This is a genomic window from Thermophilibacter sp. ZX-H3, from assembly GCF_052599055.1.
The window spans coordinates 176,642-201,633 of sequence record NZ_JBQXES010000001.1; the positions used below are offsets into that span (position 1 = coordinate 176,642).

The following is a 24,992-nucleotide window of genomic DNA, read 5'->3' on the forward strand; positions in this document are numbered from 1 at the left end:
ATTCAAGGGGGACGGTGAGACAAAGGGGACGGGTTCATTTGTCTCATTACATTATGTAATGAGACAAATGAACCCGTCCCCTTTGTCTCACCGTCCCCCTTGAATCACTCCTCTTGGCCGGAGACGAGCGCGACGCCCGCGGCGGCGGCGAGCTCCTCGGGCGTGGGCTGGCGCAGCACGCGGACGGCCAGGTACACGCACACGCCCATGAACAGCAGGTCAAATACGGCATCGAAGGTGACGCCAAGGATGCCGCGCTCGAGGAACATGCCCACCACCTGCACGAGGTCGAAGGCGCAGACGATCGACGCGAGCACGAGGAAGGGCACGATCTTCTGCGGTCGGTTGGACCCCCGGATGCCAAGCCCGCCCGCGAGCACGCTGACGCCCGACGAGAGCCCGCCGACGGCGAGCAGGGCATAGAGCGTGTCGGAGACGGTCACCGGGACGCCCGAGATGACGGCGCGCTCCCCCTCCCCGTACACGACGAGCGCGGCCGCCAGCACCACGATCACCACGACCGTCACCACGCCCTTGAGGATGATCATCTCGGAGAGCAGGTGCAGGACGCGCTGGTGGCGCGAGCGCAGGAAGGTCTCGCCGCGGACGCCGTTGTCGTGCTCCTCCTTCACCTTGTCGGCAAGACTCGAGCAGATGAGCACGTAGACGATCGTGGTCGTGAGCACGATGGGGTTGAACAGGATGAACGACCCAACCCCCCAGCCCCAGACGATGGTAACGAGCACGGCGAGCCCGACGAGGTAGCACAGGAAGCGGTAGGGCTCGACGCGGGCGGAGTTGTTGGAGGCGGCGATGCCCAGCGCCGCGGTGAGGATGAGCAGGCCCGCCGCGACGACGATCATGACGCCGAAGGTGGCCGCGGTCCAGATGTCGCCTCCCGGGAGCAGCCCCATGACGTTTCCCACGAGCACCGCGACGCCGCCGAGAAGAACGAGCAGGCCGATGATGCCCATGAGGATGGAGACCATGCGAAGCACGGCCTGGGCCGGCGTGCGGGGAATCGAGGGCTCGAGGTCCTCCATGCGCTGTCACCTCCCTGACGGTTGTCTGAACGTAGGGAGTATACCCAAACGTCATGGAGGGACTCGCGCCTTGCCGCGGTCCTTCTCGCCAGGGGCCGGCGGGCATAAGGCTGCGCGAGAAGAACGCGGGGACGCGATCAGGCGGACGCGCGGGCCAGCCGAGCATGCCCTATGGCACGGATTTCGCCCATCGGGACGCGCATCCGTGCGCCGGGGCATGCTCGTCGCGCCCCAGATGCGCGGGCGTCCCGTCAGGAGAAGGTCGCGGCCTCGTAGTCGGTGAGCTCGGCGAGGTAGCCGCGCTCGGAGAGGGCGCGCTCGACGTCGTCCAGCACCTCCTCGCTTCCCGCGCTCACGTGATGGAAGTGATAGCCGCTCGTGACCTCCAGGAGCGGGGCGGAAACGCCGGAGGCGAGCTCGGCCATGAAGCGCTCGACGTCGCGGCGGCTGGAGATGCCCAGCTCGGAGGACACCTTCCCGTAGACGCGATGGTTCACGAAGACGTCCTCCACGCACCCGCCCAGGTCAACGACGCAGGTGAGCTCGTCGGCGGTCTGCTCGGCGGTGTGCCGGCACTTGAACAGGCGCGTGGGACGCACGGGCGCATCATCGGCGAGAAGGACGTAGCCGCGGTTGGTGGAGACGATCTTCTCGCCCCTCGTGCGCAGGAGTGCGATGTCGGTGACCACCACCTGGCGGCTCACGCCGCACTTCTCGGCAAGCGCACCGCCCGAGAGCGGCCCCTCGGCGCCGCGCAGGGCCTCCAAGATCTTCTCGCGGCGGGCGTCCCCGGAGCCGGCGCTCACCCCAGGACCTCCAGGTGCTTGAGCGAGAGGTCGAGGATCGGTGCGGAGTGCGTGAGCGCCCCGCAGGAGACGAAGTCCACGCCTAGGTCGACGTAGCGCCCCACGTTGGCGGCATCCACGTTGCCCGAGGCCTCGGTCTGAGCGCGGCCGTCGATGAGGGCGATCGCGGCGGCCATGTCATCGTGGGACATGTTGTCCAGCATGATGATGTCGGCACCGGCCTCGACGGCCTCGCGGACCATCTCGAGGCTCTCGCACTCCACCTCGACCTTGTCCACGAAGGGCGCCGTGGCACGCGCCATGGACACGGCCTCGGCCACGCCTCCCGCGGCGTCGATGTGGTTGTCCTTGAGCAGGACGCCGTCAGAGAGGCCGTAGCGGTGCAGGCTGCCGCCGCCCAGGCGCACGGCCTCGCGCTCGAAGAGGCGCATGCCGGGCGTGGTCTTGCGCGTGCAGACGAGCGTGGTGGCCGTGCCCTCGAGCGCGGCCGCGATGGCGGACGTGTAGGTGGCGATGCCGCTCATGCGCTGCAGGTAGTTGAGGGCGGTGCGCTCGCCCTCCAGCAGCACGCGCACGTCTCCCTCCACGGCGGCCACGTGCTGGCCCGCGCTCACGCGCTCGCCGTCCGCCACGTCGGCGGTGACGCGCGTGGCGTGGTCGAGCAGCGCAAAGACGCGCGAGAAGACCGCGAGGCCCGCGATCACGCCGTCCGCCTTGGCGATGAGCTGCACGCGACCGGGACGCGGCTCGGGCATCACGGCGGCGGTGGAGACGTCGCCAAAGGGCATGTCCTCGCGCAGCGCCGCGCGGATGTGGTCGTCCATCTGCATCTGGATCATCGGGTCGGTCATCGGGTCTCCTCTCGTGAGACAATGGGGACAGGTTCATTTGTCTCATTGAGGCACATGAGACAAATGAACCTGTCCCCATTGTCTCACGGCCTCCGCAAGCTGCGCCGCGGTGTCCTCGGCAAAGCGGTCGCGCATGATCTTGTCGGCCGCCCGCTGGGCAAAGACGAGCGACTCGAGCAGGCTGTTGGAGGCAAGGCGGTTCTTGCCGTGGACGCCGTTGCAGCAGGTCTCGCCGCAGGCGAAGAGGTGCGGCAGGGTGGTCTGGGAGTCCGAGTCCACATGGATGCCGCCCATGAAGTAGTGCTGGGCGGGCACCACGGGAATCGGGCGCTCGCGGATATCGTAGCCCTCCTCGAGGCAGCGCTCCAGGATGTGCGTGAAGTGTCCCTCTATCACCTCGCGGGGCACCCGCTCGAAGGAGAGCCACACGTGCTGCGCGCCCGTTCTTCTCATCTCGGCAAAGATCGCCGCGGAGACCACGTCGCGCGGCTGCAGCTCGTCCGTGAAGCGCTCGCCGGCGTCGTTCAGCAGGATCGCCCCCTCCCCGCGCGCGGACTCGGAGATGAGAAACGCGCGGCCGGGTCGCTCGCTCCAGAGCGAGGTGGGATGGATCTGCACGTAGTCCATGTGCTCAAGGAGGACCCCGTGCTCGGCGGCAATGCGGCAGCCGTCCCCGGTGAGGCACGAGAAGTTCGTGGAGCGCGAGTAGAGCCCGCCCACGCCGCCCGTGGCAAAGACCGTAGCGTCCGCGCGGATCTCGATCCTCTCGCCGTCCGGCCCCGTGGCCACGACGCCGCGGCACACCCGCGTGCCGCTGCCCTCGGAGCCCTCGAGGATGTCCGTCATGCAGGTGTGCTCGAGAATGCGCGCATGGGGCAGCCTGCGCACGCAGGCCAGCAGGTGCGTGGTGATCTCCTCCCCCGTGACGTCCTCGTGGTAGACGATGCGCGGGCGGGAGTGCGCGCCCTCGCGGGTGTAGTCGAGCTCGCCGTCCGGCCTGCGGGCGAAGCGCACGCCGCGCTTGATGAGGTCGTCGATGATGGGGCGGCTCGCGCGGATCATGAGGTCCACGCTCTCCAGGCGGTTCTCGTAGTGGCCCGCGCGCAGCGTGTCCTCGAAGAAGGACTCGTAGTCGCCCGGGTCGTGCAGGACGCAGATGCCGCCCTGGGCGAGCATGGAGTCGCAGTGGTCCACCTCCTCCTTGGAGAGCAGGAGCACCGAGAGCGCCTCCGGGAGGTTGAGCGCGCAGTAGAGGCCGGCCACGCCACAGCCGACGATGACCACGTCGCAGTCGATCACGCGCGCGGGGCGCGATTCGTCCGTCGCGATGACGCCGTCCTTCTCGCCCGCCATGCTACCTCCCCAGCTCGAGCATGCGCGTGAGCGCCGCGCGGGCGCCCTCGGCCACCTCGGCCGGCGGCAGGCCCACCTCGCCGGAGCCGTCGCGCAGGCAGGCGACGAGCCGCTCCACCGTGATGCGGTCCATGTCCGGGCAGGCCGGGCGCGTGGCCGGGAAGTGGAAGCGCTTGCCGGTCCCGGCCGTCTGCCGCTCCAGCTCGCCGCGGACGCCGTCCACGGTGAGGACGATGTAGTCGCGCGCCGAGCCCGCCACGGCCGCCTCGATGATCTGCGAGGTGGAGCCGGCAAAGTCCGCGAGCGCCATGGCCTCCGGACCGCACTCGGGGTGCGCGAGCACCGGCGCGTCCGGGAACGCTGCCTTGAGCGCGCGGACTTCGTTAGCGGAGATGTCGCGGTGGATGGGGCAGTAGCCGTCGTTCAGGATCACGTTCTTCTCGGCCACCTGGCTCGCCACATAGCTGCCGAGATGGCGGTCCGGCACGAAGAGGACGTTTCCCTGCGGCAGCGCGCGCACGATGCGCACCGCGTTCGAGGACGTGACGCAGACGTCGGACCACGACTTCACCTCGGCCGTGGAGTTGACGTAGCAGGCCACCGCCAGGTCGTCGCCGTAGCGCTCTCGCGCGGCGTCCACCGTCTCGCGGCGCACCATGTGGGCCATAGGGCAGTCGGCGGCAGGGTCCGGCATGAGGACGGTCTTGTCCGGCGAGAGGAGTTTGGCGCTCTCCGCCATGAAGCTCACGCCGGCAAAGACCAGCGTGCGGCACGGCAGCGTGGCCGCGAGCTTGGCGAGGGCGAAGGAGTCGCCCACGTGGTCGGCCAGCTCCTGGACCTCGGGCGGGACGTAGTAGTGGGCCAGAATCACGGCGTCGCGCCTCTCCTTGAGACGCTCGACCTCGGCGCGCAGCTCGTCTGTGAGCATGTCCGCTCCCCTCGTCGACAAACCATGACAGTATACAGCTTGCTTGACAGATGACAAGACAGTGAGGCGGAAGACACGCATTCCGTGCGCCCCGGCATGCTCGAGCGGGTCCCGGCACGGCAGGACGCCCGGCGAGAAGGGCCTGGGCATGCCCCCGCGCACGGAGCGCTCGGGCATGCCTGAGCGCACGGTTTTCACTCCGTGAAGGCCTAAACCGTGCGCAGGGGCATGCTCGATGCAGACGACGGGCACTTGCCATGGCACCAGGCCAGGACCGTGCGCCGCGACATGCTCGACGACGCCCCCCAAGCGCCCTTCTCACCGTGTCGCGTTGTGGAGAACGCGTGGCGAGAAGAACGCGCGGCGCTGAGGGCGCGCTCGGCGGGTATCACCTAACACCGTAAGTATCTTCTAGTAGTAGGGAGTGAGATGGACGACTACGAACCCTCCTTCGCGCCGAGCTACGCCGAGCTCGCCCAGGAGCTCCTCCAGGAGCTCGGCCAGCTCGGACGCGCCGTGGGACCCAAGGCGCTCAACGCCACGCGCGGGGAGACCGCCGTGCTCATGACGCTTTTCCGCTCAGAAGAGCCGCTCACGCCCGGCTCGCTCGGGTCCTTCGCACAGGTCTCGAGCGCGCGCACGGCCAACATCCTTCGATCCCTCGAGGAGAAGGGGCTCGTCACGCGCACGCACTCGAGCGAGGACCGTCGCTGCGTCAGGGTGGCGCTCACCGACGAGGGGCGCCGGCGCGCGGACTCCATCAGGCAGGAGCGCACGCAGGCCGTCGTACGCTACCTGGAGGCCCTCGGGCCGGATGACGCGACGGAGCTCGTGCGCATCGTGCGACGCTCGCGCGACATCCTCGTCGAGGCGGTCACGGGGGAGGTGGCCGAATGAGGGTCCTCAGGCTCTTCAAGAACCACCTCCTCGCACTCGTCGCCGTGACGGCGCTGCTCGTGGTCTCCGCCAACGCGGACCTGGCGCTCCCCTCACTCATGTCGGAGATCGTCGACGTGGGAATCCAGCAGGGCGGCATCGAGAGCCCCGTGCCGGACTCCATCCGCGCGAGCTCGCTCGACGACCTCGAGCTCTTCATGAGCGACGAGGACGCCGCCCTCGTGGAGGCCGCCTATGCCCCGGCAGACGACGCCGGCATCCGCGCCTTCCAGGGGACGGACGCCGAGAAGGACGCGGGCTCGGACCTCGCGCGGGCGATGGAGCTCCAGGAGGTCGCCGCCCTCGCGCTCGGGCAGGGCGTGGACGCCTCCGCGCTCGGGAACGACACCGCCGTCCCCTCCGGCACCACCCTCACGCTCGACTCCCTCCACGCGGCTGTGGACGCGGGCCTCGTCGCTCGTGACCAGCTCGCCAACGCTGCCGAGGCCCTCGGCGAGCAGATGGGCAGCATGGGCGGCTCGCTCGTCACCCAGCGCGCCATCTCCTACGTGAGCGCCGAGTACGCCGCGCAGGGCATCTCAGCCGCCGACGTCCAGAACGCCTACCTCGGCAGGACCGCGCTCGAGATGTTCGGCCTGTGCCTCGTGAGCCTCGTGGCCACGGTCCTCACGGGCGCCGTCGCGTCCCACACCGCCGCCACCATCGCGCGCGACCTGCGCCGGCAGGCCTTCGCCAAGGTCATGCGCTTCTCCCCCGCCGAGGTCAACCGATTCTCCCAGGCCTCGCTCATCACGCGCTGCACCAACGACATACAGCAGATCCAGATGGCCACGACGATGTTCATGCGCCTCGTCCTTCTCGCCCCCATCATGGGCGTCGTGGCGGTCCTGCGCGTGCTCGCCACCTCCACGGGCCTCGAGTGGACCATCGGCGTCGCCGTGATAGCCGTCTGCGCCATCGTCGGCGTGCTCATGGGCCTCACGCTGCCCAAGTTCAAGAGGATGCAGCAGCTCGTGGACCGCGTGAACCTCGTTGCGCGCGAGATGCTCGACGGCATCATGCCCATCCGGGCGTTTGGCCGCGAGAAGCACGAGCTATCGCGCTTTGACCAGGCAAGCTCGGAGCTCATGGGCACGCAGCTCTTCACCAACCGCGCGATGAGCTTCATGATGCCGCTGCTCATGTTCGTCATGAACTGCGTCACGGTGATGATCGTGTGGTTTGGCTCCCACGGCGTGGCCGACGGCGTCATGCAGGTGGGCGACATGATGGCCTTCATCTCCTACACCATGCAGATCGTCATGGCGTTCATGATCCTCACCATGGTCTCGGTGATCCTCCCGCGCGCCGAGGTGGCCGCCGAGCGCGTGGACGAGGTCATCTCCTGCCCGCTCTCCGTGACCGACCCGGCGCACCCCAAGCTCCCCGCCGAGGGCGCGCCGCGCGGCGAGCTCACCTTCCGCAACGTGAGCTTCCAGTACCCCGACGCCCGCAAGGACGTGATCCAGGGGGTGAGCTTCACCACGCGCCCCGGCCACATGACGGGCATCATCGGCTCCACGGGCTCGGGCAAGTCAACGCTCGTGCAGCTCATCCCGCGCCTCTACGACGTCACCGGCGGCGCCGTGCTGCTCGACGGCGTGGACGTGCGCGACTGGAGCCTCTCGGAGCTTCGCCGGCGCATCGGCTACGTCCCGCAGCAGGGCATGCTCTTCTCGGGGACCGTGGAGACGAACCTCAAGTTCGCGGGGGACGCGGTGACGGACGACGACATGCGCGAGGCCGCGCGCGTCGCGCAGGCAGAGGGGTTCATCGAGGAGCGCGCCGAGGGATACGACGCGCCCATCTCCCAGGGCGGCACCAACGTCTCCGGCGGGCAGCGCCAGCGCCTCGCCATAGCGCGCGCCCTCGCCAAGCGGCCGGAGGTCGTCGTCTTTGACGACTCCTTCTCCGCGCTCGACTACGCCACGGACGCTCGGCTGCGCGCCGAGCTCGCCCGCACGGTCACGGACGCCGCGGTCGTGGTGGTGGGCCAGCGCATCGCCACGATCATGCACGCCGACGAGATCCTCGTGCTCGACGAGGGGCACGTGGTCGGCCGCGGGACCCACGAGGAGCTGCTGCGCACCTGCCCCGCGTACCTCGAGATCGCCCAGAGCCAGCTCTCCGCCGAGGAGCTCGGCCTGGACGTGCAAAGGGGACAGGCACTTTTGCACGCCAACGACACGAAGGGAGGCGAGCGCTGATGCCGCCCGTCGGAAGGGGCCGCGGACGCGGCGAGAAGCCCAAGGACTTCAAGGGCACCATGGTCAAGCTGCTGGGATACGTAGGAAGGCACAAGTTCGCCGTCCTTCTCGCCCTGCTCTTTGCCGTGGGGTCCGTGGTGTTCAACATCGTGGGCCCGCGCGTGCTGGGCACCGTGACCACCAGGCTCTTCGAGGGGCTCGTGGCCACGGTCCAGGGCACGGGCTCCGTGGACTTTGCCTGGATCGGAGCCACACTGCTGGGGCTTCTGGGCATCTACCTGGCAAGCTCCGCCTGCAACCTCGTCCAGGGGTGGCTGATGACCGGGGTCACCCAGCGGGTCTGCCACCGCATGCGAACCGAGATAGCCGAGAAGATCGCGGTGGTCCCCATGGGCTACTTCAACGAGCACAGCAAGGGCGACGTCCTCAGCCGCATCACCAACGACGTGGACACGCTCGGCCAGTCGCTCAACCAGTCCATCACGCAGCTCATCACCTCCGTCACGCAGGTCGTGGGCGTGCTCGTGATGATGCTCTCCATCAGCCTGCCGCTCACGGGCGTGACGGTGCTCACCCTGCCGGCCTCCGTGCTCATCGTGGGCGTGGTCGTGCACTTCTCGCAGCGCTACTTCCGCGAGCAGCAGCAGGTTCTGGGCTCGGTGAACGGCATCGTGGAGGAGGACTTCGCGGGACAGGGCGTCATCCAGGTCTTCGACCGCGCCGACGCCTGCGTCGAGGAGTTCGAGCGCGAGAACGACCGCCTGTTTACGAGCGCGTGGCGAAGCCAGTTCCTCTCCGGCCTGATGATGCCGCTCATGAGCCTCGTGGGCAACATGGGCTACGTGGGCGTCGTGGTGGTGGGCGCGGGGCTCTGCCTCAACGGCGCCGCCGGCCCCGGCGACATCCAGAGCTTCATCCAGTACGTGCGCAACTTCACGCAGCCGATCCAGCAGCTGGCCAACGTGTCCAACACGATGCAGTCCATGGCAGCCGCCACGGAGCGCGTCTTCGAGTTCCTGGCCGCGCCCGAGGAGTCCGAGCCCGAGCGGCCGCAGGTGCCCGCACGCCGCGAGGGGCGCGTCGTCTTTGACCACGTGCGCTTTGGCTACGTGCCGGGCCAGACCGTCATCCACGACTTTTCCTGCGTGGCGGAGCCCGGCCAGACCGTGGCCATCGTGGGACCCACCGGCGCGGGCAAGACGACGCTCATCAAGCTGCTGCAGCGCTTCTGGGACGTCGACGCGGGCTCGCTCACGGTGGACGGAATCGACGTGCGGCAGTGGGACCGTGCGGCACTGCGCGAGGAGTTCGCGATGGTGCTGCAGGACACGTGGCTCTTCAACGGCACCATCAGGGAGAACATCCGCTACGGCCGTCCCGACGCCACCGACGAGGAGGTGGAGGCCGCCGCCCGCGCGGCCCGCTGCGACCACTTCATCCACACGCTTGCGGGCGGCTACGACTTCGTGATCAACGAGGAGGGCACCAACCTCAGCCAGGGGCAGCGCCAGCTCGTGACCATCGCGCGCGCCGTGCTGGCCGACCGCCCGGCTCTCATCCTCGACGAGGCGACCTCGAACGTGGACACGCGCACCGAGGAGCTCATCCAGCGCGCGATGGACGAGCTCATGCGCGGGCGGACGAGCTTCGTGATCGCTCACCGGCTCTCGACCATACGCAACGCAGACGTGATCTTGGTGCTGCGCGACGGCGACGTCGTGGAGAAGGGCACCCACGAGGAGCTCCTCGCCAAGGGCGGCTTCTACGCGGAGCTCTACAACTCGCAGTTCGACCACGCGGCCTAGCGGAGGGCGCGGGCATGCCTGGGCGCACGGTCCTTCTCGCCCGAGGCGGGAATCCGTGCGCCGGGGCATGCCCGGCGGCACGAGGTCGTGCCCCGGGGGCGTTATCCGCCTGCGTCTGGCATGCCCTATCGCACAGAGTGACCGAGCATGCCTCCGCTCACAGATTCTTGCCCCATGGGGCCAAGAACCGTGCACGGGGGCATGCTCGGCCGAGGCGTGCACAGGGGCATGCTCGAAGGGCGAGAAGGACGGGCGAGAAAAACGGGCGAGAAGGACCTGCCGCCCCTAGTTGTTGACGCCGTGGTGGCAGACGAAGCTCTCGCGGTCGATGGCGCGGAACTCGTAGCCGCGCTCCTGATAGAACTCGATGATCTGCGGCAGGGCGTCGACGGTGGTGGTCTTCGTCGCGGCGTCGTGGAAGAGCAGCATGATGTTGGTGTATCCCTCCACGCAGGAGGACTGCACGATGGTCTCCGCGGGGACGTTGTTGCCGGAGGCGTCCGCCGAGGTCACGTTCCAGTCGTAGAACTGGTAGCCGCGCGCGGGGACGTCCTCCACGAGCGCGGACATGATGCCCGTGCAGTAGTTCGCCGAGATGGTGTTGGAGGCGCCGCCGGGGAAGCGCGTGAGGTACGGCACGAACCCGATCTGCTCCTTCACGACCTCGCCCACCTGCTCGAGGTCCGCGAAGAACGCCTCCTCGGAGACGTAGATCTTGTCGTAGTCGTGCGTCATCGAGTGCAGGCCGATGCTGTGGCCGCGGTCGTAGGCGTCCTTGATCGAGCTGCGGTAGTCGGGCTCGTGCCCGGTCACGAAGAACGTGGCCTTGGCGCCGTACTGGTCGAGGATGTCGAGCACGCGGCCCGTGTTCTTGGAGGGGCCGTCATCGAAGGTCAGGTAGACGATCTTCTCGCCGTTGGACTCGTAGTTCCAGTCCGTCTGGCGATCCGGGTCGAGCGCGAGCTCCGCGGCGCGCGTGTCGTCCTCCGCGGACTCGGGCTCCGGCTCCGGCTCGGGCTCGGGCGCGGCGGGCTCGACGATCGTGGGGAGCTCCCGCACCTGGGAGTCGGCCTCCCCCGACGCCCCGGCCACCACGAGCGCGCCCAGCGCGCCCACACCACCGAGAAGCGCCACGACGAGCACCATCGTCACCACGAGAAGCCCCCGTGCGTGACGCTGCTGGTCCTGTGCGCTCGGCCGCCTTCCTGCCCTGCCTGCCATGAGTCTCCTCGCAGTTGCTCGCCTTGTCGGCAGGTCATTGTACGAGAACTCCGCGACGCTCGGTCACCCTGAATCCAAGGTTGAGGGCGCCGGCGTGGGGCCCGCCCTACGAGAGCACGATGCCGCCGAGCCAGCCGCACAGCGGCGTGGCGAGCGCACTGTAGTAGCTCACCCAGGACGAGAGGCTCATGTTCTGGATGAAGCCGACGTTGTGGCGCACGATGCCGTTGCCCATGTAGATGCCGATGTGGCCGTAGATGAGGCCGGCGGCGCTCGCCGGGGACGAGTTGACGGCGATGATCATGCCGGGCTTGATCTGCGACGTGGCAGTGTGGCACCAGCTGTAGTACATGTCGTCGGCGTTGCCCCAGAACGAGCCAAGCCCCGCGTACTGGAAGACGTCGGTGACCCAGGCGGCGCACAGGCCCGTGCCCGGCGAGCCCACGGCGTAGGCGGCGTTGAGCACGGCCTGGAGCGAGCCCGACCCGTTGGTGGGGGTGTCCCCCACCCAGTTGGAGGAGCCGCCGCCCTGCTGGTTCTGCTGCTCCTGCTGCCTGCGGGCCTCCTCTTCCTGGCGCTTGCGCTCCTCCTCCTGACGGCGGGCCTCCTCGGCAGCGCGCTGGGCGGCGAGGATCTCCTCGTCGCGCTGCTGCATGAGCTCCTGGACCTCGGCGGAGAGGCCGTCGACGAGGCTCTGGGCCTCCTGCTGCTTGGCACGCGTCTCCGCGAGCTCCTCCTGCTGCTGGGCCTGGAGGTCCTCGAGGTCGGCGCGCTGCGCCTCGAGCTCGGCCTTCTGCCCCTCGAGCTCGGCCTTGCTCGTCTCGAGCTCGGTCTTGAGGGTCTTGACCTCCTCGATCATCTCGCGCTCGGACTCGCTCACCTTGTCGAGGTAGAAAATGCTGCTCGTCAGCTCGTCGAAGGTCGTCGCCGAGAGGATGAGGTCGAGCGTGCCCTGCGCGCCCGACTTGTAGGCGGACGTCATGCGGTCGCCGAGCCGCTCCTGCTTCTCCTCGATCTCGGCCTGGCGCTCGTCGATCTCGTCCTGCTTGGACTCGATGTCGGCCTGCGTCTGGTCGATCTGCGCGTTGAGCTCGCTGATCTGGACCTGGGTCTCGGAGAGCCGACCCGCGACCTCGGCGGTCTCCTGGCCGATGCGGTTGAGCTCGGCCTGGGCATCCTCGAAGCTCATCTGGGCCGCGTCGAGCTTCTCCTGGGTGGTCTCGGCCCGCGCGACGGCGGGGAAGAACGTGGCGCAGATGCCCGCGCCCATAAAGAGCCTGAGGGCGTCCCGGCGCGTGACGCTGCGAGGCGTGATGCCGGCGTCGCCCATGCTGACATGCGTTCGGGGCATGAAGTGCCTCCTTGGGTACGAATAAGGTGCAGAGGAACGCTCCCCTATTCTATCCGTTATCCCCCGGGGCCACGAGATGCACACGGGGCCAAAGCGGCGTGCGCGAGCGGGGATGAGGGGCGTTGCGTGGGTCGGGGCTATGGCAGCGGCAGCCGCTCGCGCGTTGCGCAAATCGGGGTCGTGGCAGCGGGCGAGAAGAACGAGCTGGGGTTCTTCTCGCCCACGCTGCAAGAAAGGGGGTCATGGCAGCCTGATTCCTGCCACGACCCCAAACGGCGCAACGCCGGCACCGCTGCCACTGCCACAGGCCCGCGTTCCGCAGCGGCCCCGAGCGGGCGGTTCTTCTCGCCCCTCTTGCCTAGCGGTTCTCGATGCTCGCCACGTTGCCCACGGTGATGGTGATGCGGCCCTCGGCGTCCGTGGAGAAGTCCAGGTAGCCGGGCTTGGTGGCCAGGTCGGAGGGGAAGGTGATCTCCACGCCCGTGTCGGTGCGGATCTTGTGGCTGCGCGTGAGGCGGTTGGCCACGCCCCGGCGCACGGGTGCCTCCTCGGGCAGGGCCGCCTCGCGGACGCGCTCCTCGAAGCGCTCCTGCAGGTCGGGACGGTCCTGGAAGACCTCGCGCCCCACCTCGGCCGGCGTGAAGGACTCCTCGACCTCGGCGGCGCGCGCCACCACGGCCTTCGCGCGCGAGACCTCGACGGCCGGCGTGAGGCCGAACTCCTCGGCGACGTCGCGCACGATGACGTTGACCTCGTCGATCACCTCGTGGCTGGAGGCCTCGCTCGAGCACTGCAGGAACCGCTCCGGAATGAGCGAGACGCTCGTCCCGCCCACGGAGCGCTCCTTGTCGTGGAAGTCGATGGCCCCGGTCTCGGCGTCCACCAGCACGTAGGAGGCCACCTTCTGCGAGGGGTTGGGCAGCGTGGCGTCCACGCGCGCGATGTCGTTGGAGTCGCCGCCCACCTCGTGCACGAAGGCCTGCCGGCGCGGCAGCAGCAGTATCGAGAAGAACCGGCGGCCCGCCGGCCCGTCGAAGGCGGCGTCCACCTCGGCGTCCGTTGAGGCGCCGTCCACGCCGCCGGCGTCGGTGTCGCAGAAGTCCGCGACGAGCAGGTCGCACTGCTCGAGGTCCTCCGTGCGGCGCAGCTCCTCCCAGAACCACTGGGCGATCTCGACTGAGAACTCCACGAACTCCCGCTCGCCGGCGAGGTAGCGCTGGAGCTCCCCGGCAAAGCCCGAGTCGGGCGCGAACTCGCCGTGGCGGCTCTCCGCGTTGGACGAGATCTTGCGCAGGTGGCGCTGGACGTAGGAGCGCGTGGCGCGGACCGTGAGGTCGAGCGGGCGCTCCGAGAGGTACGTCGACCCGGACTCGAAGTCGAAGACGTGAAGAATGGCGTGGTCTACCTTGAGCATGTGTTCTCTCTCGTGCGTCACGCAAACTCGCCTAAAAGGGGACAGGCCCCTTTTAGGCGAGTCTTGGGTGGATTTCTGCTTACTCCTTGGGACGCTTGGCCTCGATGGTCTCGGCGAGCGCCTGCTCGCCGGTCATCTTCTTGCCGTCGGCGTCGCGCTCGAGCGCCGGGATGAGCATGCGATAGGCGTTCTCGGTCGCGTTCTTGCGCGGCGACTTCTTCGCGTAGCGCTTGACGGCGGCGGCGGTGCGGTTGATGGCCTGGAGCGTGCCGGCGCCGGCGACGCAGCCGCCCGGGCATGCCATGCCCTCGATCAGGTAGCCGGGGTACTTGCCCTTGACGGCGTCCTTCATCATCTTGCGGCACTCATCGAGGCCCTCCGCGTTGACCACGTTGACCTCGCGGTCCGGGTAGCGGCGCTTGATGGCGTTGACCACCGCGTTGGCAACGCCGCCCGCGACGGCGAAGCCGCGGCCGTCGGCCGACGCCACGCCGAAGTCCGAGCTGCCCTCGCCCTCGAGCTTGGTGTACTCGTCGATGCCGCGCGCCTTCATCATGCCCATCATCTCCTCGAAGGTGAGCACGAAGTCGACCTCGGAGCGGACGGACTTGCGCATGGCCTCGAGCTTCTTGGCGGAGCACGGCCCCACGAAGACGATCTTGGCCTCGGGGTGCTGCTTGCGGATGAGGCGGGCGGTGAGCGTCATGGGCGTGAGGGCCATCGAGATGCAGTCGGCGTGGTCCGGGAACTCGGTCTTGGCCATGACCGACCAGGCCGGGCAGCACGAGGTTCCCATGAACGGGATCTTCTCGGGCACCTCCTCGACGAAGTCCTCGGCCTCCTGGACGGTGCAGAGGTCGGCGCCGATGGCGACCTCCTCCATGCCGGAGAAGCCGAGCGTCGTGAAGGCCTGGCGGAGCTTGTCCACGTTGCCCTTGCCGCCGAACTGGCCGACGAAGGCGGGGGCGACGGCGGCGATGACCTCGTCGCCGCGGTTGATGGCCTGGATGACCTGGAAGATCTGGCTCTTGTCGGCGATGGCGCCGAAGGGGCAGTTGATGAGGCACTGGCCGCACGAGACGCACTTCTCGTAGTCGATCTGGGCGCGGCCGTTGTCGTCGGACCCGATCGCGTGCATGCCGCAGGCGTCCGCGCACGGGCGCACCTGGTGCTGGATGGCGTGGTAGGGGCAGGTGTTGAAGCACATGCCGCAGTGGATGCACTTCTCCTGGTCGATGTAGGCCTTCTTGTCCTTGAAGGAGATGGCGCCCTTGGGGCAGATCTCGCGGCAGGGGTGCGCGAGGCAGCCCTGGCAGCCGTCGGTCACGCGATAGGTGTTGTCCGCGCAGGCGTTGCACGCGAACTTGATGACGTTGATCAGGGGCGGCTCGTAGTAGGTCTCGGCGACGGAGGCGTCGGCGAGGCCGTCGGTCAGGCTCTCGCGCTTGTCGACGCTCTGCAGCGGCAGGCCCATGGCGAGGCGGATGCGCTGCTCGACGATGGCGCGCTCGAGGAAGACCGACTCGCGGTACGTGGCCACGTCGCCGGGGATGATGTCGTACGGCAGGTCGCGGATCTTGCGGCGGGTGGTCTTCTCGTCGTCTTCCTTCATGTCGTAGGCGACGCTCGCCACGGAGCTGAAGACCTTGCGACGGATCTCGGTCAGGTTGGTGTACACGCCACGCATGGTGTCGGCCATCGTTGCCCCTCTCCCGGCTCTCTTCTCCCTTGTCCGGCGCTTCCCCTCAGAGGCGCCTCTAACAGACTAGTATCGCACACGTTGGGAGGTTCTCGCCGAAGGGGGCGGCGGGCGGCGCGGGGGATTTCCCCGCCGCGACGCCGGCCGTGGGTCCGGCCACGGCGCCGGCCGTGGGTCCGGCCACGGCGCCGGCCCCGACGCGAACCGTCGCCTCTCCCCCGCAGAGACGGCGTGCGGGGCCAAGGCGACGGTTTGCCGAGAAGAACCGTCGCGAATCCCCCGCAACGCGGCAGCGCGGGGGATTCGCGACACCTCCGGCCAGACGGCGCGTCAGGCACGTGCTGACCGTGCCAAGCACGTCTGACGTCAGTGGCACACGTGCCAGGCACGTCTGACGTCAGTGGCGCGCCCGCGCCTCCGGGGGCGGGGACGGCCAGAGGCGCTCGGGCCAGGCGGTCTCAAGGCGCAGGAGCTCGCCGGTCACGGGATGGACCACCTCCTCGCGCCAGGCGTGCAGCAGCAGGCCCTCCGTGCTTCTCGCCCCGCCGTAGAGCTCGTCGCCCACGATGGGAAACCCCATCGAGGCGAGGTGCACGCGGATCTGGTGGCGCCTGCCGGTGAGGAGCTCAACCCTCAGCAGCGAGCGCCCGCCCGAGCTCGCCACGCGCCGCACGCGTGTCTCGGCGGGCCTGCCCTGCCCCGGCCGGCAGGCGCGCATGCGCCGGGCGTCGTGGCGGTCGCGCCCGATGGGCCGGTCGATCAGCCGCTCCCCGCCCGGGAACGCCCCGCGCACCACCGCGAGGTAGGTCTTGCGCATGGCGTGGCCCGCCACCTGGCGATCGAGCTCCGCCTGCGTGGCGCGGTCGAGCGAGAAGAGCACGAGACCCGTGGTCCCCACGTCGAGGCGCTGCACGGCCTGCGGGCGCGCCTCCGGGCGGCCCTCTGCCGCGAGGTGCTCCGCCACGACGTCCGTGAGCGTGCGCGCGCCGGTGCCGTCCCCGTGCACGAGCATCCCCGCCGGCTTGTCGCAGGCGAGAAGGACCTCGTCCTCGTAGATGATGCGCGCGCCGTCCACGCCGACCCCCCTTCGTCCCCACCAGCATACCCGTGAGGGGCGTCAGGCGGGCGCGGCGCGAGCGGCCCCGAGGGCGCAAGGCGCCCCCCAAGTGTGACAGTATCGTAAGTTCCGCCGCTCACCTGCCCTTTTACCGCCCCTCACCCCCTCGGACGCCCCGCCCGGGATGGCGCGCCGCACGCCGATGGTCTACGCTCGGCCCATTCGTTCAGCCGGCCTTCAGCCTGCCGAGAGAGGCGGACCCACCATGACGCGCGACGACCTCAAGATGAAGCTCCCCCATGCGGAGGGGGAGGACGCCCCCGACGCCGAGGAGGACGTCGAGGAGCGGCTCGCCCTCGAGAGCCTCCAGCGGCACCGCCGGGCGCGGCGGCGCAAGAAGGTCATCGCGGCGGGCGTCGTGGGCGGCATCGTGGTGGCCGCGGGAATCGCCTGGGCGGTCCTGACCTCGGCGTCGAGCCAGCCCGCGGAGGAGGCCCCGCTTCAGACGATCCCGCTCATGCGCGAGGAGTTCTCCGAGTCCGTGCAGGCCACGGGGACGGCTCAGCCGCTCACCTCCGTGGTGGTGACGCCCAAGGCCGACGGCGTCATCGCGTCCGTGGACGTGGCGCTCGACGACGCCGTGGCCGAGGGCCAGGTCCTTCTCACCATCAAGAACGACGAGCTCGACCGCGCCGTCAAGCAGGCCGAGCTCGACCTCAGGACCAAGCGCGCCGAGAACGACACGGTGCAGAAGGCCTACAACGAGCTCTACTACGCGGACGAGGTGGACAAGGACGCCCTCGCCGCCAAGCTCATCGAGCTGGAGACCTCCCGCCTCAACCTGGAGATCGCCCAGGACGCCTACGACAACGCCGTCGCAACGGCCGCCGGGCGCACCGTCAAGGCGCCGGCGTCCGGCTCCGTCGTGGCGCTGAACGCCGTCGCGGGCGCGGCCGTCGGCGCGGGCGGGACGACGTCCTCCGGCGCGGAGGGCGGCGGCTCGGGCCCGCTCGTGCAGATCGCCGACCTGTCCCAAATGACCGTCAAGGTGCAGGTGAACGAGGTCGACATCTCTCGCATCGCCGTGGGGCAGGCGGCGCGCGTGACCTTCTCGGCGCTCCCGGGCACCATGCTCGACGCGCAGGTGACGCGCATCTCCACCACGGCGGCGGCCGACCCCTACGGCGGCTCCGGCGGGGTGGTCACCTACGACGTCGAGCTTCTCATCCCCGACCCCGCGCCCGAGCTCAAGCCCGGTATGACGGCGAGCGTGGAAATCCTCATGCAGAGCGTGCCCGACGCGCTCACCGTGCCCGTATCCGCGCTCATGACCGACGACGGCGTCTCGTACTACGTCTACGTGATGAGCGACCCCGAGACCGAGGCCGTGGAGCGGCGCGACGTGAGCGTGCCCGCGCAGAGCGACACCACGGCCGTGATCGAGGGCGACGTGTCCGAGGGCGACCTCGTGGTGCTCGACCCGTTCTCCGTCGACCCGACATCCGCCGGGGGCGACGCGGCGGCCGGCGCCGCCGAGCCCGACGGCGCCGACGTGGCGGCTGCCGACGCCCCGGCGGCCTAGCCATGTCCGCCGTCATCGACGTCCGCGGCCTCTGGCGCATCTACGAGACGGCCGCCGGCCACACCACCGCCCTGCGCGGCATCTCCCTCAAGGTGGCGCGCGGCGAGTTCCTCGCCATCATGGGCCCGTCGGGCTCAGGCAAGTCCACGCTCATGAACACCCTCGGCTGCCTCGACCGGCCGACGGCCGGCTCCTACCGGCTCGAGGGCGTTGAGGTCTCCGAGCTCTCCGAGGACGACCTCGCGCACGTGCGCTCCAGCAGGCTCGGCTTTGTCTTCCAGTCGTTCAACCTGCTGCCGCGCGCAACGGTGCTGCGCAACGTGATGCTGCCGCTCGTCTACTCCGACCGCCCCATGCGCGACCGCGAGCTCGCCGCCTGGCGCGCCCTGCGCTCAGTGGGCCTGCCGGAGGAGCACTACCTCCACCGGTCCAACGAGCTCTCCGGCGGCCAGATGCAGCGCGTCGCCATCGCGCGGGCGCTCGTCAACGACCCGGCCATCATCCTCGCCGACGAGCCGACCGGCAACCTCGACACCGCCACCGGGGAGATGGTCATGCGCACCTTCCAGCGCATGCAGCGGCGCGGCAAGACCATCATCCTCATCACGCACGACCCGGAGGTCGCCGCCTGGGCCGACCGCACCGTGCACATCCGCGACGGCAGGCTCTTCTCGGACGAGGAGGAGCGCGCCTACCTCGCGGGCCTCGCGCAGCGCGAGAAGGACGCGGGCGAGAAGGGCGGGCACGCCGCCGGCCCCTCCCCGACCTCGCCCGCCGCTCCGAAGAACCGCTCACGGCTCCTGGGGGTGCCCTGCCTATGAAGTTCCGCGACCTCGCCTACGAGACCTCGTCCGCGCTTCTCGCCAACCGGGCGCGGAGCCTCCTCACCATCCTGGGCATCGTCATCGGCATCGCGGCCGTCATCGCCATGACGGCGCTCATCGACGGCGTGAAGGCCCAGCTCGTGGGCCAGCTCGGCCTCAACATGTCCCGAACGGTCAGCATCACCTGCTGGCCTCCCGGCAACCAGCCGCTCGACCGGGACGACATCGAGGAGATGGGCCAGGCGCTCGCGGGCGACTACGAGTTCGTCACCGGCTACACCTACGCCGGGGTCCCGGCCTCGTCGAGCACCGCCGAGGTGGAGTACCTGAGCATCACCGCGTGCGAGCCCGCCTACTTCCAGGGCATGGGGCTCTCCGCCACGCAGGGCAGGCTCTTCACCGAGGAGGAAGAGGAGGACGGCGCGATGGTCGTCGTGCTCGGCGGGTCCTCGGTGCAGAACCTCTTTGGCTCCCCCGACGCGGACTGCGTGGGAAAGACCGTGCGCATCGGCTCGTCGCAGTACACCGTCGTGGGCGCGATCAAGACCGACACGCCCTACCAGAGCGACATCGCCTACATGCCGGCGTCGACCGCCGTCACGCGCCTCATCGGGCAGGGCGGGTACAACTCCTGGCAGATCCTCGGCTTCGCGCGCGAGGGGTCGGACATGTACGCCGTGGCGGCAAACACCGAGAGCTATCTCTACCAGCGCTACAACATCCCCTACCCCGAGGAGGGGCAGACCTCGTTCTCGAGCGACGAGGGCTACGTCTACGTCCAGACGGCACAGGCGCTCATCGACCAGCTCGACGCCACGACGGCGACCTTCCGCATGCTCGCGCTCGCGGTGGCGAGCATCTCGCTTCTGGTGGGCGGCATCGGCATCATGAACATGATGCTCACCAACGTGACCGAGCGCATCCGCGAGATCGGCCTGCGCAAGGCGCTCGGAGCCCGGCGCGGGGACATCACGGGGCAGTTCCTGCTGGAGAGCGTGACCATCTGCATCGTGGGCGGCGTCATCGGCGTGGGCGTCGGCTACGGCGGGGCATGGCTGCTCGCGAGCGTGGCGGGCTCGGCCCTGAGCTCGATGATGGGCGGGAGCGGCGAGCTCGTGCCCGTCATCTCCCCGGCGACCGTTGCCATGGCGACGGGCATCTGCGTGGGGATCGGCGTCGTCTTTGGCTGGTACCCGGCGCGCCGCGGCGCCAAGATGGACCCCGTCGAGGCCCTGCGCTACCAGTAGCGCGCCACCGGCGTCAGGCCTATGCCACGGGCGTCAGGTTTATTTGGCACATGCGACGTGTGCCAAATAAACCTGACGCCCGTGGCATAGGCCTGACGCCCGTGGCAGACGCCCAATGTCCTACCCGAGGCGGGCCCTCACGGCATCGACCAGCTCTGCCATGGGCACCTGCACCTGCTCGTGCGTGCCCATGTCGCGCAGCGTTGCCGCGCCGGCGGCCACCTCGTCGCCGCCGAGCACCACGCAGAGCTGCGCGCGCAGCTTGTCGGCCTGCTTGAACTGGGACTTGAGCGAGCGGCCCTGGTAGTCGGCCTCGGTGCGCACGCCCGCGCCGCGCAGGGCCAGGCACGCGTCGAAGGCCGCCGCGCGCTCCGCCTCGCCGCCGGTCGTGGCCACGTAGACGCAGGTCGGCTCGTCGCCGCCCATCTCGACGCCGGCCGCCGCGAGCGCGAGCGCGATGCGCTCGAAGCCCACCGCAAAGCCCAAGCCCGGCGTGGGCTTGCCGCCCTCGAGCTCCACGAGGCCGTCGTAGCGGCCGCCGCCGCCGATGGCTCCCACGCCCGCGCCCACGGCCTCCACCTCGAAGACCGTGCGCGTGTAGTAGTCCAGGCCGCGCACGAGCGTGGGGTCCTCGACGTAGGCCACGCCGGCCGCGTCCAGGTAGCGCTTGACGGCCGCATAGTGCGCCGCGCACTCATCGCAGAGGTTGTCCGGCGCGAGCGGCGCGCCCTTCATGACCTCGCGGCAGTGGTCGTTCTTGCAGTCGAAGGCGCGCAGCGGGTTGATCTGGGCGCGCTCGAGGCAGTCGTCGCACATCTCGTCCTTGTGGTCGAGGATGAACGCGCGGACCTTGTCGCGGTAGGCGGGGCGGCAGGCGGCGTCGCCCATCGAGTTGATCACGAGACGCAGGCTCTCGCGGGCAAAGCCCAGGCGCTCGAAGTACTCCATGAGCATGATGATGCACTCGGCGTCCGCCGCAGGGTCGCTCGCGCCGAGCCACTCGACGCCCACCTGGTGGAACTGGCGCAGGCGGCCCTTCTGCGGGCGCTCGCCGCGGAACATCGCCTCGGCGTACCAGAGCTTGGCCGGGGCCGCGCCCTGCGGCACGAGGTTGTTCTCCACCACGGAGCGCACCACGCCGGCCGTGCCCTCGGGACGCATGGCCATGCGCTGGCGCGGCTTGAGGCCCGCCTCGGTGCCCTTCTCCAGAAGGTCGCCGAAGAGCGCGCCCGAGACCACGCGGAACATCTCCTTGCGCACCACGTCCGTGGACTCGCCGATGCCGTGGACGAAGGTGTCCACCTGCTCGATGGCCGGCGTCTCGATCATGTCGAAGCCGTAGGCGCCAAACAGGTCGCGCGCCACGTCCTGCATGCGCTGCCAGGCGCGCATGTAGCCGCCGTAGAGGTCCTCGGTGCCCTGAACCTTCTGTGCCATCGTGCGATTCCCTTCTCGCGCCGGTTTTCCAATCGTTCAGTATACCCCGACACGCCGCCCGTTCTTCTCGCCGCGCGACTCTCGCCACGAGCGTTGCGCGCCGCGGGGTTATGGCAATCTGGCGCCGCGGGACGTTGTCCAAATGGGGGTTGTGGCAGCGCGCCCAACCAGCCATCTGGGCCTTTGTGGCGTCATGTTGCGGAAATGCGGGTCGTGGCAGCCCCAACGCTGCCACGACCCCAATTTCGTCAACGTCCTATCGCACCGGATTGCCACGACCCCAAAGACCGCAGCGCCCTGCCCGTGCGCGCCGCGAGAAGGACGCGCCGCCCGGCACCGCTGCTACAATGTTGCCACGCCACGCCTTGTAAGGAGGCGCCCATGGGACGCGTGCGCTCCGCCCTTCTCGCCCTGCTCGCCGCCTGCTGCCTTGCCGCCTGCGGCGTCCCCATCGACTCGCCCGCGCCGAGCGAGGCGGAGGTGCTTGACTACGCCGCGCTCCAGTGCCCCAACGAGGGCTTCGAGGTCGTGGCGTCCGAGGAGGTGCGCGAGGTCCCGCAGAAGGTCGTCTACACGCTGCGCTCGACCGAGCGCGACCTCACGTTCACCGCCACCGGCGAGATAACCGAGCCCGTGAGCGGCAAGTTCCCCTCCGGACCCAAGCCGCGCGTGTCCTGCGACTACCCCTCCGCAGTCAGGGACCTCTACCACGACGACGTCGTCACGGAGCTCTCGGAGCGGGTCGCCGGCCAGGGCGAGTCGGGCATCGTCTTCTCGCCCGGCTGGCCCGAGCTCTACGTGCGCAACTATGCCCAGCTCGAGGAGGCGCTCGCGCTGCTCGAGGAGGTCGACGCCCTCTACGAGCCCGAGCTTGCGTACAACCCCGCCGAGTGGGTCCGCGAGAACGCCTCCACGAGCGTGGCCATCCGCTGGTTCGACGGCACTCTCTCGGCGGAGGACGGCGATCCCATGGGCTGGAAGCAGCTGGGGGACGTCGCGCTCTACGGCGAGCTCGACGCCGAGAGGGACCTCGAGGCGCTCGCGAGCGCCTATGCCCAGCTCATCGCCGACGGCGTGGCGCCGGCCGACGCCACGCTGCCCGAGCGCCACCTGGAGTCGCTGCACCGCACCGCCATCGACCGCATCGCAGTGCGCGGCGAGGAGGTCCCCTTTGGGCTGGGCGAGACCTCCTGGGGAGACGCCACCAACCCCTACCAGCGCGACCACATCTCGGAGGGCGGGGGCGTCGTCGCCCGCTGGAGCGACGATCAGGGCCGCTACCTCGTGCGCGTCAACATGGACGGAACGGACCCGCGCGAGCGTGACGAGGGCGGCTCGTGGCTCGTCCAGCAGGTGGCCCAGCTTGCGGGAGGCAGCTACGAGGATGATGCGACCGGCTTCTCGTGGGAGGTCGGCAACGTGAGCGGCCACATGGAGTACGTCGGGCTGGAGAACGGCAGGAAGGTCGCTCGCCTTGAGCTCAACGACCGCACCAGCATGGTCAGCTGCAGCTCCGAGGAGGCGGGCCTCTCTGACGCGGTGGCGATGCCGGTCGAGGACTTCGCGGCCCTCTTCGGTCTCACGGCCCGCGTTGACGAGGCAGAGGGCATCATTCACCTGGAGTAGGCCCCGGGCGTCCGGGTACGTACACCTCCCGCCCGGGTACGTACAATCTCAGGCCGGGTACGTACTAAGTTGTAAGTTTGATACACTTTCGCCGCCATGCCTACCTGCGGATTTGTCGCACAGGCCCATGCCTCAGCAGGGAAGTCGTGTACGTACCCGGCGCGGGACTGTACGTACCCGGCGCGGGACTCTACGCACCCGGAGCCGGCCCGCTCCGGAGCGGGACGAGGCCCGACGCAAGCGGCCGCCCCCACCCGGGCGGGCAGGGGCGGCCGACGGACGCCAGGTTCTTCTCGCCTGGCCTAGGCGATCTTGACGACCCAGCCCTCGGGACCGGCGACCTCACCGGCCTGGATGCCGGTCAGGGTCTCGCGCAGCTTGGACATGACGGGGCCGACATGCTCCATGCCGCCCTCGCCGAAGACGACCTCGGTGTCGCCGTTGACGACCTTGCCCACGGGGCTGATGACGGCCGCGGTGCCGCACATGCCGCACTCGACGAAGGCGCCGCTCGCGACCTCCTCGAAGGTGACCGGGCGCTCCACCACGGTCATGCCGAGCATCTCGCGCGCCACCTGCACGAGGCTGCGGCGCGTGATGGAGGGCAGGATGGAGTCGGTGGCGGACTGCGGCACCACGATCGTGCCCTCGCGGTCCACGAACATGAAGTTGGCGCCGCCGGACTCCTCCACGTAGGTGTGGGTCTGCGGGTCGAGGAACATGTTGTCCGCGAAGCCCTCGGCGTGCGCCTGGACGCTCGGGTAGAGGCTCATGGCGTAGTTGAGGCCGGCCTTGATGGCACCGGTGCCGTGCGGGGCGGCGCGGTCGTACTCGGGGACCTTCACGGCGACCGGCTTGACGCCGCCGGAGTAGTACGGGCCCACGGGGGTCACGAGGATGCGGAACTGGTACTCGTCGGCCGGCTTGACGCCGATGACGTCGCCGGTGGCGACCATGAACGGGCGGACGTAGAGCGTGGCGCCCGAGCCAAAGGGCGGCACCCATGCCTCGTTGGCCTTGACGACCATCTTGACCGCCTCGACGAACTTGTCCTCCGGGAACGGCGGCATCACGATGCGGCGCGCGGAGTCGGCCATGCGGGCAGCGTTGAGGTCCGGGCGGAAGCAGACGATGTCGCCGTCCTTGGTGGTGTAGGCCTTGAGGCCCTCGAAGACCTCCTGGCAGTAGTGGAAGATGCCCGCGCACTCGGAGAGCGTGAGGGTGTGGTCGGTGGTGAGGCCGCCCTCCTCCCAGGCGCCGTCGTGATAGTTGCAGACGTAGCTGTAGTCTGTAGGCTGGTAGGCAAAGCCGAGGCCGCCCCAGTCGATGTCCTTCTTCTCCACTGCCATGATTGCCCCCTCGTGCCGGGATTGTGTGCTGCGCAAACGATAAACCCATTCAGGGCGAGAAGAACGACGGGTTGCGGAGGTTGTAACATTGCGCGGACCCTCGGGCGGAGGGCCCCGCGGCGTACACGGGGGTTGATTTCCAACCTCAGCGAAACACCTTGAGCCGATAGCGCGTTTCCGCACCTATCGAGACGGAGGGGAGGCCCCGGCAGGGGCCTCCCCTCCGCGTTGTCGCAGGTGTAGGATGCATGGAGAG

General features: G+C 69.3%; 19 protein-coding genes. 7 read left to right on the forward strand and 12 right to left on the reverse strand.

All coding sequences use genetic code 11. The features are described from left to right. Positions 1-104 precede the first annotated feature (104 nt). The 5 genes from ACULPM_RS00750 to nadA form a co-directional block, all read right to left on the reverse strand. Entirely contained in the window at positions 105-1,043 is a 939-nt protein-coding gene (locus ACULPM_RS00750) for a hypothetical protein (RefSeq protein ID WP_445330902.1), read from the reverse strand. Between the two features lie 251 nt (positions 1,044-1,294). Continuing rightward, the gene (locus ACULPM_RS00755) at positions 1,295-1,849 is read right to left on the reverse strand and encodes a transcription repressor NadR (RefSeq protein ID WP_445330903.1); all 555 of its coding nucleotides are present in this window, start codon (positions 1,847-1,849) and stop codon (positions 1,295-1,297) included. Continuing rightward, complete coding sequence (nadC, locus tag ACULPM_RS00760; RefSeq protein ID WP_445330904.1) at positions 1,846-2,700, reverse strand: carboxylating nicotinate-nucleotide diphosphorylase; 855 nt, start codon at positions 2,698-2,700, stop codon at positions 1,846-1,848. Before nadC ends, ACULPM_RS00755 begins: the two co-directional genes overlap by 4 nt. 42 nt (positions 2,701-2,742) lie before the next feature. Continuing rightward, positions 2,743-4,053, reverse strand: a complete 1,311-nt coding sequence (locus ACULPM_RS00765; RefSeq protein WP_445330905.1) for an L-aspartate oxidase — start codon at positions 4,051-4,053, stop codon at positions 2,743-2,745. Position 4,054: 1 nt separating this feature from the next. Further along, positions 4,055-4,981, reverse strand: a complete 927-nt coding sequence (gene nadA, locus ACULPM_RS00770; RefSeq protein WP_445330906.1) for a quinolinate synthase NadA — start codon at positions 4,979-4,981, stop codon at positions 4,055-4,057. 429 nt (positions 4,982-5,410) lie between these two features. Here nadA and ACULPM_RS00775 point away from each other — a divergent pair, with 429 nt between their 5' ends. Genes ACULPM_RS00775 through ACULPM_RS00785 form a run of 3 tightly spaced genes read left to right on the forward strand, consistent with a single transcriptional unit; the run spans position 5,411 to position 9,929 of the window. Next, on the forward strand, positions 5,411-5,878 hold the full coding sequence (locus ACULPM_RS00775; RefSeq protein WP_445330907.1) for a MarR family transcriptional regulator: 468 nt from the start codon (positions 5,411-5,413) through the stop codon (positions 5,876-5,878). Further along, positions 5,875-8,124: an ABC transporter ATP-binding protein gene (locus ACULPM_RS00780; protein WP_445330908.1), complete on the forward strand. Its 2,250-nt coding sequence runs from the start codon at positions 5,875-5,877 to the stop codon at positions 8,122-8,124. The genes ACULPM_RS00775 and ACULPM_RS00780 overlap by 4 nt, the downstream gene beginning before the upstream one ends. Continuing rightward, complete coding sequence (locus ACULPM_RS00785; protein ID WP_445330909.1) at positions 8,124-9,929, forward strand: ABC transporter ATP-binding protein; 1,806 nt, start codon at positions 8,124-8,126, stop codon at positions 9,927-9,929. The genes ACULPM_RS00780 and ACULPM_RS00785 overlap by 1 nt, the downstream gene beginning before the upstream one ends. A gap of 285 nt (positions 9,930-10,214) precedes the next feature. Here ACULPM_RS00785 and ACULPM_RS00790 read toward each other — a convergent pair whose 3' ends face one another. The 5 genes from ACULPM_RS00790 to ACULPM_RS00810 all read right to left on the reverse strand — a co-directional run bounded on the left by ACULPM_RS00790 (position 10,215) and on the right by ACULPM_RS00810 (position 16,689). Continuing rightward, on the reverse strand, positions 10,215-11,150 hold the full coding sequence (locus ACULPM_RS00790) for a polysaccharide deacetylase family protein (protein WP_445330910.1): 936 nt from the start codon (positions 11,148-11,150) through the stop codon (positions 10,215-10,217). A 106-nt stretch (positions 11,151-11,256) separates the two neighbouring features. Then, positions 11,257-12,501 carry a coiled-coil domain-containing protein gene (locus ACULPM_RS00795; protein ID WP_445330911.1) on the reverse strand — a complete coding sequence of 415 codons (1,245 nt, stop codon included), beginning with the start codon at positions 12,499-12,501 and terminating at the stop codon, positions 11,257-11,259. A gap of 358 nt (positions 12,502-12,859) precedes the next feature. Further along, positions 12,860-13,915 (reverse strand): nucleoid-associated protein, encoded by a 1,056-nt coding sequence (locus ACULPM_RS00800; protein WP_167930177.1) that lies wholly within the window; start codon positions 13,913-13,915, stop codon positions 12,860-12,862. A gap of 79 nt (positions 13,916-13,994) precedes the next feature. Further along, positions 13,995-15,614: a 4Fe-4S dicluster domain-containing protein gene (locus tag ACULPM_RS00805; protein WP_445330912.1), complete on the reverse strand. Its 1,620-nt coding sequence runs from the start codon at positions 15,612-15,614 to the stop codon at positions 13,995-13,997. 397 nt (positions 15,615-16,011) lie between these two features. Next, positions 16,012-16,689: an RluA family pseudouridine synthase gene (locus ACULPM_RS00810; RefSeq protein ID WP_445330913.1), complete on the reverse strand. Its 678-nt coding sequence runs from the start codon at positions 16,687-16,689 to the stop codon at positions 16,012-16,014. Positions 16,690-16,936: 247 nt separating this feature from the next. On the opposite strand from ACULPM_RS00810, the gene ACULPM_RS00815 reads away from it, so the two are divergent. Genes ACULPM_RS00815 through ACULPM_RS00825 form a run of 3 tightly spaced genes read left to right on the forward strand, consistent with a single transcriptional unit; the run spans position 16,937 to position 20,324 of the window. Beyond that, positions 16,937-18,253, forward strand: coding sequence for an efflux RND transporter periplasmic adaptor subunit (locus ACULPM_RS00815; protein WP_445330914.1), 1,317 nt, complete (start codon positions 16,937-16,939; stop codon positions 18,251-18,253). A gap of 2 nt (positions 18,254-18,255) precedes the next feature. After that, positions 18,256-19,074 (forward strand): ABC transporter ATP-binding protein, encoded by an 819-nt coding sequence (locus ACULPM_RS00820; protein ID WP_445330915.1) that lies wholly within the window; start codon positions 18,256-18,258, stop codon positions 19,072-19,074. Beyond that, positions 19,071-20,324 carry an ABC transporter permease gene (locus tag ACULPM_RS00825; protein WP_167930181.1) on the forward strand — a complete coding sequence of 418 codons (1,254 nt, stop codon included), beginning with the start codon at positions 19,071-19,073 and terminating at the stop codon, positions 20,322-20,324. The genes ACULPM_RS00820 and ACULPM_RS00825 overlap by 4 nt, the downstream gene beginning before the upstream one ends. Before the next feature lie 120 nt (positions 20,325-20,444). On the opposite strand, the gene hisS is transcribed toward ACULPM_RS00825, so the two are convergent. Beyond that, positions 20,445-21,761, reverse strand: coding sequence for a histidine--tRNA ligase (gene hisS, locus ACULPM_RS00830; RefSeq protein ID WP_445330916.1), 1,317 nt, complete (start codon positions 21,759-21,761; stop codon positions 20,445-20,447). Positions 21,762-22,142: 381 nt separating this feature from the next. Between hisS and ACULPM_RS00835 the strand changes: the two genes are divergently transcribed. Next, the gene (locus ACULPM_RS00835; protein WP_445330917.1) at positions 22,143-23,387 is read left to right on the forward strand and encodes a hypothetical protein; all 1,245 of its coding nucleotides are present in this window, start codon (positions 22,143-22,145) and stop codon (positions 23,385-23,387) included. Positions 23,388-23,689: 302 nt separating this feature from the next. Here ACULPM_RS00835 and ACULPM_RS00840 read toward each other — a convergent pair whose 3' ends face one another. Then, complete coding sequence (locus ACULPM_RS00840) at positions 23,690-24,736, reverse strand: branched-chain amino acid aminotransferase (protein WP_445330918.1); 1,047 nt, start codon at positions 24,734-24,736, stop codon at positions 23,690-23,692. Positions 24,737-24,992: the final 256 nt, after the last annotated feature.